Source organism: Streptomyces sp. WMMB 322 (genome assembly GCF_900090145.1).
Lineage (GTDB): Bacteria > Actinomycetota > Actinomycetes > Streptomycetales > Streptomycetaceae > Streptomyces.
Genome location: NZ_FMHI01000015.1, coordinates 174679 through 183113 on the forward strand (window position 1 = coordinate 174679; position 8435 = coordinate 183113).

Genomic DNA, 8435 nt, shown 5'->3' on the forward strand with positions numbered 1-8435 from the left:
CGGCACGTGTGCACGGGCCCGCCCGCGGCGCCGTGTCAGGTCTGCAGCGCGGGATGGCCGGCGACCACGGTGACCGAACCCGCCGCGACCTCGGTGAAGCCGGCGTCCCGTACGAGCGGGAGTCCGCCGCGGACCAAGGGGGCCCACTGCCCCGGACCGGCGGCCCTGCGCACGGCGAGGTCGAAGCCGGCCTCGCGCCAGTCCGTGCGCGCGGCGGCGGACAGCTCCCACCAGGCCAACTGCGCGCCGTGTCCGGCCTGCGCCATGGCCTTGCCCGCCGACATCTCCAGATCCGGCGCCAGCCACATCACCGGCACCCCGGGTGGCGGCGCCGCGGGCGGCTCCGGGTCGGTGAGTTCGGTGCCGGAGACCTGCAACCGCGCCAGGTCCCTCGGCCAGTCGTCGACGGGCACCGGCGGACAGACCCTCACCGCCGCCGTCCGCCCCGTCACCGTCACGCCGGGCAGCGCTTCCGCACGCCGCCAGTCCGCGCCGCGTGCCCGCCGCACCACCTTGCGGATCGCGCTGTCCTCCCACGCCCGCACACGCTCGCCCCACTCGCCGTCCTCCGCCGCCCGCTCGTCGGACAGGAAGGTGAGCACCGCGCGCGCCGCCGTCTCCAGCGCGTCGGTGCGCTCCGGCGGCGCTTCCCGCTCCACCCGGACGACCAGCGGCAGCGCGTACTCCTGTGCGTCGTTCACCCGGCCAGTCTGCCAGCCCCCGACTACGGGAGATCCAAGGCCGAAGCCGCGCGGGATCCACTCCCCGGCGAGCCGTAGGGGCGTCCGAATGCGTCCAGTCTTGGGCGAGTTGACGATCGGTACACGCAGCGTTCGGCGGCGCAGCGTCGGCGGCGGCCGGGTTTGCGTTCGGGTGCGGGGGTGCGCGGTGCTTTGCGTGGGTTCGGGGTGCCGGGGGCGTGCCGCTCCGGGGGGCAAGTCCGGGCGGCATGATTTCCCTCCCTGGACCGTCAAGGGCTTTCGTGCTGCCTCCCATATGGCGGTCCGCAAATCACTTCCCCACGCTTCGCTGGGGAGACCCCAAGGGCCCGTCCATGCCCCCCTGCGCGTCCCGCCCCCTCCCGCCCGTCCGCGGCTCTCCCCAGAGGGTCGCCATAACCCCCTCTTCCACACCGGCCAGGGGCCCGTACCCCGTCGTCCTCGACGGGCGCGGCCGATGGCCCCGCAACGTGGATGGACACCGGGCCCAAGCGCGCCCAGCCCCGAGCGTCGGTGAACCCCTCCACGAGGCAGAGGAGTTGAGTCACCGGACGAACCTGCGCGAGTGACCCAGATGGCCACCGGCGCGCCAGCCGCGAGCCAGCCGGACTCCCGGAGGGAGAAGGGGGGGACCTGAGCGGCAGACGCGAGACGGGCGGGAGGGGGCGGGACGTGGAGGCGGGGGGCACGGGGCTTAAACGTGATTTGCGGACCGGCATATGGAAGGCAGCACGAAGACCCGAACCGGTACAGGGAGGGAAATCATGCCGCCCCGGGACACCCGCCGGAACGGCACGCCCCCGCACCCACCACGAACCGTCAGGTGCACCCCGCACCCCGCACCCCGCACCCCGCACCCCGCACCCCGCACACCCGCCCCGCACACCACCCCCGCGAATCCCGACCCCGTACGGCCCGACCCCGAGGGGTCCGGGCCGTACGGCAGTGTCCGGCGGCAGTGCCCGGAGGGAGCCCGGCGGCGGTGCCGGCCGGCTCAGTGCTTCCAGGGGCCCGTCACCGCGAACGTGGTGCCGGGGTCGTAGCAGTTGACGTACATCGTGCGGCCATCCGGCGAGAAGGTCACACCCGCGAACTCGCCCCACGCGGGCTCGTCCTCGGAGCCGGTGTTCTGCCGGTTCCTGGCCATCGGGTAGACCGAGCCGTGCTTGGTCAGCCCGTAGACGTGCTGGGCGCCCTCGCCGTCCTCGCACACCATGAGGCCGCCGCTCGGCGCCAGGCAGATGTTGTCCGGCTCCTCGCCCGGCATGTCCAGATCCGAGTCGGGCCCGAAGATCACCACGAGCGTGAGCTTCTTGTGCTTCGGGTCGTAGCGCCAGACCTGCCCGTAGTGGTCGGCCTTCGAGCCGTCGGCGGTCTTGGCGAAGCTGGAGACGAAGTAGACGGACTTGCCGCCCCAGTAGCAGCCCTCCAGCTTCTGGGCGTGCGTGATGCCGTCCTTGCCGAAGTCCTGGAAGCGGATCGCCGTCTCCTTGGCGAGCGGGTCGGGGACGTCGACCCACTCGATGCCCTCGAAGCTCGTGCCGGGTTCCTGAACGACCGACAGGTCGGGCACGCCCGGCACCCGCATGGCCTGGAGGGTGCCGCCCGCGTGGAGGGAGCCGTATCCGCCCAGCGGCTTCTCCGGCAGGAACCGGTAGAACAGGCCGAACGGCTTCTCGAAGGCGTCCTCCGTCTCGTAGACGACGCCGTTGCGCGGATCGAAGGCGATGGCCTCGTGCTGGAAGCGGCCCATCGCGGACAGCGGCTCGGTGGAGGTGGGCCGGTCGTGCCGGAAGCCGACCTCGAAGATGAAGCCGTGGTCCTTGGCGTAGCCCTCCTCGCCCGCCTTGAACTCGGTCTCCTCGCAGGTCAGCCAGGTGTCCCAGGGGCTGGGGCCTCCCGCGCAGTTGGTGGAGGTACCGGCGATGCCGACGCGCTCCTGAAGGACCTCGTTGCGACGGTCGACTTCGAGGACCGTGCAGCCGCCCAGCGCCTCCGGGTCGTAGGTGAGGCCGTCGACGGTGGGCACGCCGTGCTCGGCGTCCATCCTGTTCTCGTGGTTGCGGACGAGCCAGGTCGAGCCGTGGCGGTCGCCGTGCCCGTTCGCTGCGGCGAAGGCGGCCATCCCGTCGAAGTTGCTGGGAACCTTGCCCTCGCCGGAGCGCAGCTCGTCGGCCTCGCGGGAGAGGATCTTGTACTTGAAGCCCTTGGGCAGATCGAGCACGCCCTTCGGGTCGGGCACGAGCGGCCCGTAGCCGGAACGACCCCCGGTGCCCTGGGCGGCGGCGGTTCCCGTGAACAACTCCGAGAGGGCACCCGAGAAGGCGATGCCTGCTCCCAAGGCGCCCGATCTTGCCAGCACTTGACGTCGTGTCGTCATACGGAACTCCCAGTCGGCGGGCAGATACCTCGTGTGTCTACCACGCGGACGGGTGTACGAGCACTAGCCACGACAACTGTCGTCTACGCGCGTGCGGTGAGGGAGTGAGGATGGGGGAGCCGACCGGGCGGGCGTGCGCTCAGCCGTCGGCGAGCCGTGCGCCGTCACGCGCGAGGGAAGTGAGGCGGGAAATCGCGCGGAAGTACTTCTTCCGGTAGCCGCCCTCGAGCATCTCCTTCCCGAACAGTTCGTCGAACGGCGCGCCCGAGGCCACCACCGGCAGTTCGCGGTCGTACAGGCGGTCCGCGAGCACCACCAGCCGCAGCGCCGTGGACTGGTCGGGCACCGGCCCGACCCCGGTCAGGCACACGGCGCCGAGACCGTCGACGAGCGCCCCGTAGCGGCTCGGGTGGACCGCGGCCAAATGCGAGAGAAGGGCGGGGAAGTGGTCGAGCGAGGCTCGGGGGGTGAGGTTGGCGACGCGCGTGACCTCGTCCTCCTCGAGCGGCGGGGGAGCGGCTGGCAGGCCCCGGTGCCGGTAGTCCTCGCCGTCGATGCGCAGCGTGCGGAAGTGCGCCGAGAGCCCCTGGATCTCGCGGAGGAAGTCCGCCGCGGCGAAGCGGCCCTCTCCGAGCCTGCCGGGCAGCGTGTTGGAGGTGGCGGCCAGTGCCACACCCTGTTCGACGAGGCGGCTGAGGAGGCTGGAGACGAGGACGGTGTCGCCCGGGTCGTCCAGCTCGAACTCGTCGATGCACAGCAGCCGGTGCTCCCCGAGGGTGCGCACGGTCTGCTGGAAGCCGAGGGCTCCGACGAGATTGGTCAGCTCGACGAACGTGCCGAACGCCTTGCGCTCCGGGGGTGCTTCCGTGGCGTGCCAGAGCGAGGCGAGCAGGTGCGTCTTGCCGACGCCGTAGCCGCCGTCGAGGTAGACGCCCCGGGGAGAGCCCCGGCGGGCGCCGGAACCGCTGCCGCGCCGGAACCACCGCGTCAGGCCGCTGCCCGCGCTCCGGGAAGCCGGAGCCTCACCGATGCTCGCGGAGAACGACTCCAGGGCCCGTACCGCCTCGGACTGGCTGGGCCTCTCCGGGTCCGGCACGTACGTCGCGAAGCGCACGGAGTCGAAGCGCGGCGGCGGCACCATCTCCGCGACGAGACGCTCGGCGGGCACCCGCGGCTCGCGCGCGGTCAGGGAGAGCGGCGCGCTCCGCTCGCCGGAGGCACCGGCAGGGTGGGCCGCGCCGGCGGCGGGGCCGGAACCGCGGGCGGAACCGTGCGAGTCGAGGGAGCTGGACACGCCGTTCATGCTAGTTGGGCCGCCGGCCGGGCGTGGAACCGCGGTTACGCAGGGCCCGGCCGCCGGACGGCCGGCCTGCGGCGGCGTGCCACACTGCCGTCCCATGCGACGTCTGTTCCCACTCCCCGCCGACGAGCGTCCCGCTGCCCCCGAGGGCGGCCGGTGGAGCATCGACGACCTGGCCGAGGCCTACGCCTACCCGGAGCCGGCGGCCTCGGGGAGGGGAGTGTGGCTGCGCGCCAACATGGTCTCCTCGCTGGACGGCGCCGCCCATCACGAGGGGCGCTCGCAGCCCCTCTCGTCCGCGGCCGACATGCGGATCTTCGGCGTGCTGCGGGGCCTTGCGGACGCGGTCGTGGTGGGAGCGCAGACCGTGCGCCAGGAGGGCTACGGTCCCGCGCGCGAGCGGGACGTCTTCGTCCGCCGACGGGCCGCCGCCGGGCAGGGCCCGGCTCCGGCGATCGCGGTCGTCAGCGCGGGCCTCGACCTGGACTTCTCCGCGCCGCTCTTCACGCGTCCCGTGGTCCCCACGCTGCTGGTGACGGGTGCGGCGGCGCCCTCGGACCGGATCGAGGCCGCACGGCACGCGGGCGCCGAGGTCGTCTTCGCGGGCGAGGGAACCGCCGCCGAACCCGCCCGGCTGGTCGCCGCCCTGGCGGAGCGGGGCCTGCGGCGGCTGCTGACGGAGGGGGGCCCGCGGCTGCTGGGGGAACTGGTCTCCGGCGAGGTCCTGGACGAGCTGTGCCTGACGGTCGCGCCGCGCGTCACCTCGGGCGAGGCCGTACGGATCGTGAACGGGCCCGGGATGCAGGTGCCGGTGGACTTCCGGCTCGCCGGGGTACTGGAAGAGGACGGGTTCCTGTTCACGCGGTACCAGCGGCCGGGTCCGGCGGCGGAGTAGAGCGGTCCGGATGAATTCGCCGGCGGCCTGTGTGCGTGAGTGCCGTCTGGGCGGGCAGCCGATGGCTGGATGATCGTCACGGAGCCGAGGGCTCCACGTGGGAGGAAGGGCGCCGCAGTGTTCACGACCGTACTGATGATCGAGAAGCCGCTGGTGTCCGACGATGTGGAACTCGTCACGACGCTGCACGGTGACGAGGACGTCTCCTTCGTCGTACTGATGCAGCCGCGAGGGGACCAGGACCGCCTGCTGCGGGCCCTGGACGACGTCGCACTCGGAGAGTTCGACCAGGCAGTCCGCGAGGGCAGCGAACCGGAGGACCGCGACACCCACAGTCCGGCCGTCACCGCTCTGGAGCACTCACTGACGTTGCTGCGCGAGGCGGGTGCGGAGGCCGAGGGCCAGATCATCGAGAAGCATCCGGTCGACGTGCTGACCGGGACGGTGGAGCGGCACAAGGCGGACGAGGTCATCGTGCTGACGGCCCCGCACCTGGTCGAGGAGTTCTTCCACCGCGACTGGGCGACACGGGCCCGGCACAAGGTGGGTGTCCCGGTGCTGAAGCTGTTCGCCCACACACCCTGACCTTCCCGGCGGCCCTGGTGGCGGACGCTGCCGGTTGGCCACCGCCTCTCCGCCGTCCCTCTGCCGCCTCTCCGACGTCCCGCTGCCACGTGTCTGCCGGAGTCCTGCCGGGTGGAGGCCCCGCGGAGTGCCGGACAGGGATGACGCGGAGCCGGAGGCGGGGCCGCCGCCCCGCAGCGAATAGGCTGGGCGGGCGCGTCGCGGACGTTCCGGGGCCTTCCCGGAGCCGCGTGGCGCGTCCGTTCGCGAGAGTACGAGTCATGGAGGCGCCCGCATGGCAGCCGACCTGCCCAGCCCGACGGTCCCGGCGGACCTCGCCCGTCCGCACTTCATCGGCATCGGCGGTGCGGGGATGTCAGGCATCGCGAAGATCCTCACCCAGCGCGGAGCGCGGGTGCAGGGCAGCGACGCCAGGGAGTCGGTGACGGCGGCAGCGCTGCGCGGACTCGGTGCGACCGTGCACATCGGCCACGACGCCGCGCATCTCGCTCAGGACGCCACCAGCGTCGTCGTCTCCAGTGCCATCCGCCCCGACAATCCCGAGCTGGCCGCGGCGGCGTCGCGCGGCGTTCCCGTCGTGCACCGCTCGGACGCGCTCGCCGCGCTGATGGATGCCTGCCGGCCCCTGGCCGTCGCCGGCACCCACGGCAAGACCACGACCACCTCGATGCTCGCCGTCGCCCTGGGCGCTCTCGGCCTCGACCCGTCGTACGCGATCGGCGGCGACCTGAACGAGCCGGGCTCCAACGCGCACAACGGACGCGGTGAGATCTTCGTCGCCGAGGCCGACGAGTCGGACCGCAGCTTCCACAAGTACGCGCCCGAGGTGGCCATCGTGCTCAACGTGGAGCTCGACCACCACGCCAACTACTCCTCCATGGAGGAGATCTACGAATCCTTCGTGACCTTCGCCGACCGCATCCGCCCCGGCGGCGTGCTCGTCGTCTCCGCCGACCACGAGGGCGCCCGTGAGCTGACGCGCCGGGTGCGCGAACGCGGGCAGGTGCGGGTCCGCACCTACGGCGAGGCGGAGGACGCGGACGTACGCGTCCTCGACATCACCCCGCACGGCCTGACCAGCGAGACCACCGTGCGGCTCGACGGGCAGGAGGTGACCTTCGCGGTCTTCGTGCCCGGCAGGCACTACGCGCTCAACGCCGTCGCCGCGCTCGTCGCGGGCTCCGAGCTGGGTGTACCGGCGGACGAGCTGGCGAAGGCTCTGGGCACCTACACCGGCGTACGGCGACGCCTCCAGCTCAAGGGCGAGGCGAACAGCGTCCAGGTCATCGACTCCTACGCCCACCACCCGACGGAGATGACCGCCGACCTGGAGGCGATCCGCGGCGGTGCGGGCGACGGACGCATCATCGTGCTCTTCCAGCCGCACCTCTTCAGCCGCACGCAGGAGCTCGCCACCGAGATGGGGGAGTCGCTGGCCCTGGCCGACGCCTCCGTCGTCCTCGACATCTATCCGGCCCGTGAGGACCCCATTCCGGGCGTCACCAGTGAGTTGATCATCGATGCGGCACGCGCCGCGGACGCCGACGTGCGGCACGCTGAGACCGGCACGGCGGGCGCCGAGCTGGTGGCGGGAATGGCGGAGCCCGGTGATCTCGTTCTCACCATGGGAGCCGGTGACGTGACGGAGCTGGGCCCCGAGATCCTCGCCCGGCTGCCGCACTGACCACGTGGAGCCCTGGGAACAGACGAAGGAGGCCTACCGGCCGTGACGTACGAGATCGAGAAGCCGGAAGACCAGTGGCGGGCCGAGCTGAGCCCTGAGGAGTACCGGGTGCTGCGCCAGGCCGGCACCGAGCCCGCCTTCACGGGTGAATACACCGACACCAAGACGACCGGCGTCTACAACTGCCGGGCCTGCGGAGCGGAACTCTTCCGCTCCGACACGAAGTTCGAGTCGCACTGCGGCTGGCCGAGCTTCTACGACCCGGCGCAGGCCGAGTCCGTCGAGCTGATCGAGGACCACTCGATGGGCATGCTCCGCACCGAGGTCCGGTGTGCCCGCTGCGGGTCGCACCTCGGCCATGTCTTCGAGGGCGAGGGCTACCCGACCCCGACGGACCAGCGCTACTGCATCAACAGCATCTCCGTACGACTGGTGCCCTCGGAGTCCTGAGGCGCGCTGCTTGCCGGGCGCCGGCCAGGGGCCGGTGCCCGGCGTCGCCGTGCGCACGCCGGGTCAGGCTGTGCCGTTGCCGCCGTTGCCGCCGTTGCCGGGGGTGGGGGTGGTCTTCTGGATCTGGAGCAGGAACTCGGTGTTGGACTTGGTCTGCTTCATCTTGTCCAGGAGGAGTTCGATGGCCTGCTGCTGGTCCAGGGCGTGCAGGACCCGGCGCAGCTTCCAGATGATCTGCAGCTCGTCGCCCGCCATGAGGATCTCCTCCTTGCGGGTGCCGGAGGCGTCCACGTCCACGGCGGGGAAGATCCGCTTCTCCGAGAGCTTGCGGTCCAGCTTCAGCTCCATGTTGCCGGTGCCCTTGAACTCCTCGAAGATCACCTCGTCCATGCGCGAACCGGTCTCCACCAAAGCGGCGGCCA

The 8435-nt window shown here is 72.1% G+C and carries 7 protein-coding genes and 1 pseudogene; 4 read left to right on the forward strand and 4 right to left on the reverse strand.

The window, feature by feature from the left end:
• Positions 1–35 precede the first annotated feature (35 nt).
• The 3 genes from H180DRAFT_RS21960 to zapE all read right to left on the reverse strand — a co-directional run bounded on the left by H180DRAFT_RS21960 (position 36) and on the right by zapE (position 4402).
• On the reverse strand, positions 36–701 hold the full coding sequence (locus H180DRAFT_RS21960) for a peptidyl-tRNA hydrolase (protein WP_254666132.1): 666 nt from the start codon (positions 699–701) through the stop codon (positions 36–38).
• A gap of 1012 nt (positions 702–1713) precedes the next feature.
• On the reverse strand, positions 1714–3099 hold the full coding sequence (locus tag H180DRAFT_RS21965) for an alkaline phosphatase PhoX (RefSeq protein ID WP_055487823.1): 1386 nt from the start codon (positions 3097–3099) through the stop codon (positions 1714–1716).
• A gap of 139 nt (positions 3100–3238) precedes the next feature.
• Positions 3239–4402: a cell division protein ZapE gene (gene zapE, locus H180DRAFT_RS21970; RefSeq protein ID WP_107097731.1), complete on the reverse strand. Its 1164-nt coding sequence runs from the start codon at positions 4400–4402 to the stop codon at positions 3239–3241.
• A gap of 94 nt (positions 4403–4496) precedes the next feature.
• Here zapE and H180DRAFT_RS21975 point away from each other — a divergent pair, with 94 nt between their 5' ends.
• The 4 genes from H180DRAFT_RS21975 to msrB all read left to right on the forward strand — a co-directional run bounded on the left by H180DRAFT_RS21975 (position 4497) and on the right by msrB (position 8013).
• Complete coding sequence (locus H180DRAFT_RS21975) at positions 4497–5294, forward strand: pyrimidine reductase family protein (protein ID WP_055487824.1); 798 nt, start codon at positions 4497–4499, stop codon at positions 5292–5294.
• Between the two features lie 117 nt (positions 5295–5411).
• The gene (locus H180DRAFT_RS21980) at positions 5412–5879 is read left to right on the forward strand and encodes a hypothetical protein (protein WP_055487825.1); all 468 of its coding nucleotides are present in this window, start codon (positions 5412–5414) and stop codon (positions 5877–5879) included.
• Between the two features lie 274 nt (positions 5880–6153).
• Positions 6154–7563, forward strand: a complete 1410-nt coding sequence (murC, locus tag H180DRAFT_RS21985) for a UDP-N-acetylmuramate--L-alanine ligase (RefSeq protein ID WP_055487826.1) — start codon at positions 6154–6156, stop codon at positions 7561–7563.
• A 42-nt stretch (positions 7564–7605) separates the two neighbouring features.
• Positions 7606–8013, forward strand: coding sequence for a peptide-methionine (R)-S-oxide reductase MsrB (msrB, locus tag H180DRAFT_RS21990; protein ID WP_055487827.1), 408 nt, complete (start codon positions 7606–7608; stop codon positions 8011–8013).
• Positions 8014–8076: 63 nt separating this feature from the next.
• On the opposite strand, the pseudogene H180DRAFT_RS21995 reads toward msrB, so the two are convergent.
• A pseudogene (locus tag H180DRAFT_RS21995) lies at positions 8077–8435 on the reverse strand (transcription termination factor Rho); the annotation flags it as partial.

Excerpts from the sequence above, each read along its gene's own strand:
- H180DRAFT_RS21975 (WP_055487824.1), top strand. The coding sequence starts at position 4,497 with ATGCGACGTCTGTTCCCACTCCCCGCCGACGAGCGTCCCGCTGCCCCC.
- zapE (WP_107097731.1), bottom strand. The coding sequence starts at position 4,402 with ATGAACGGCGTGTCCAGCTCCCTCGACTCGCACGGTTCCGCCCGCGGT.
- murC (WP_055487826.1), top strand. The coding sequence starts at position 6,154 with ATGGCAGCCGACCTGCCCAGCCCGACGGTCCCGGCGGACCTCGCCCGT.
- H180DRAFT_RS21965 (WP_055487823.1), bottom strand. The coding sequence starts at position 3,099 with ATGACGACACGACGTCAAGTGCTGGCAAGATCGGGCGCCTTGGGAGCA.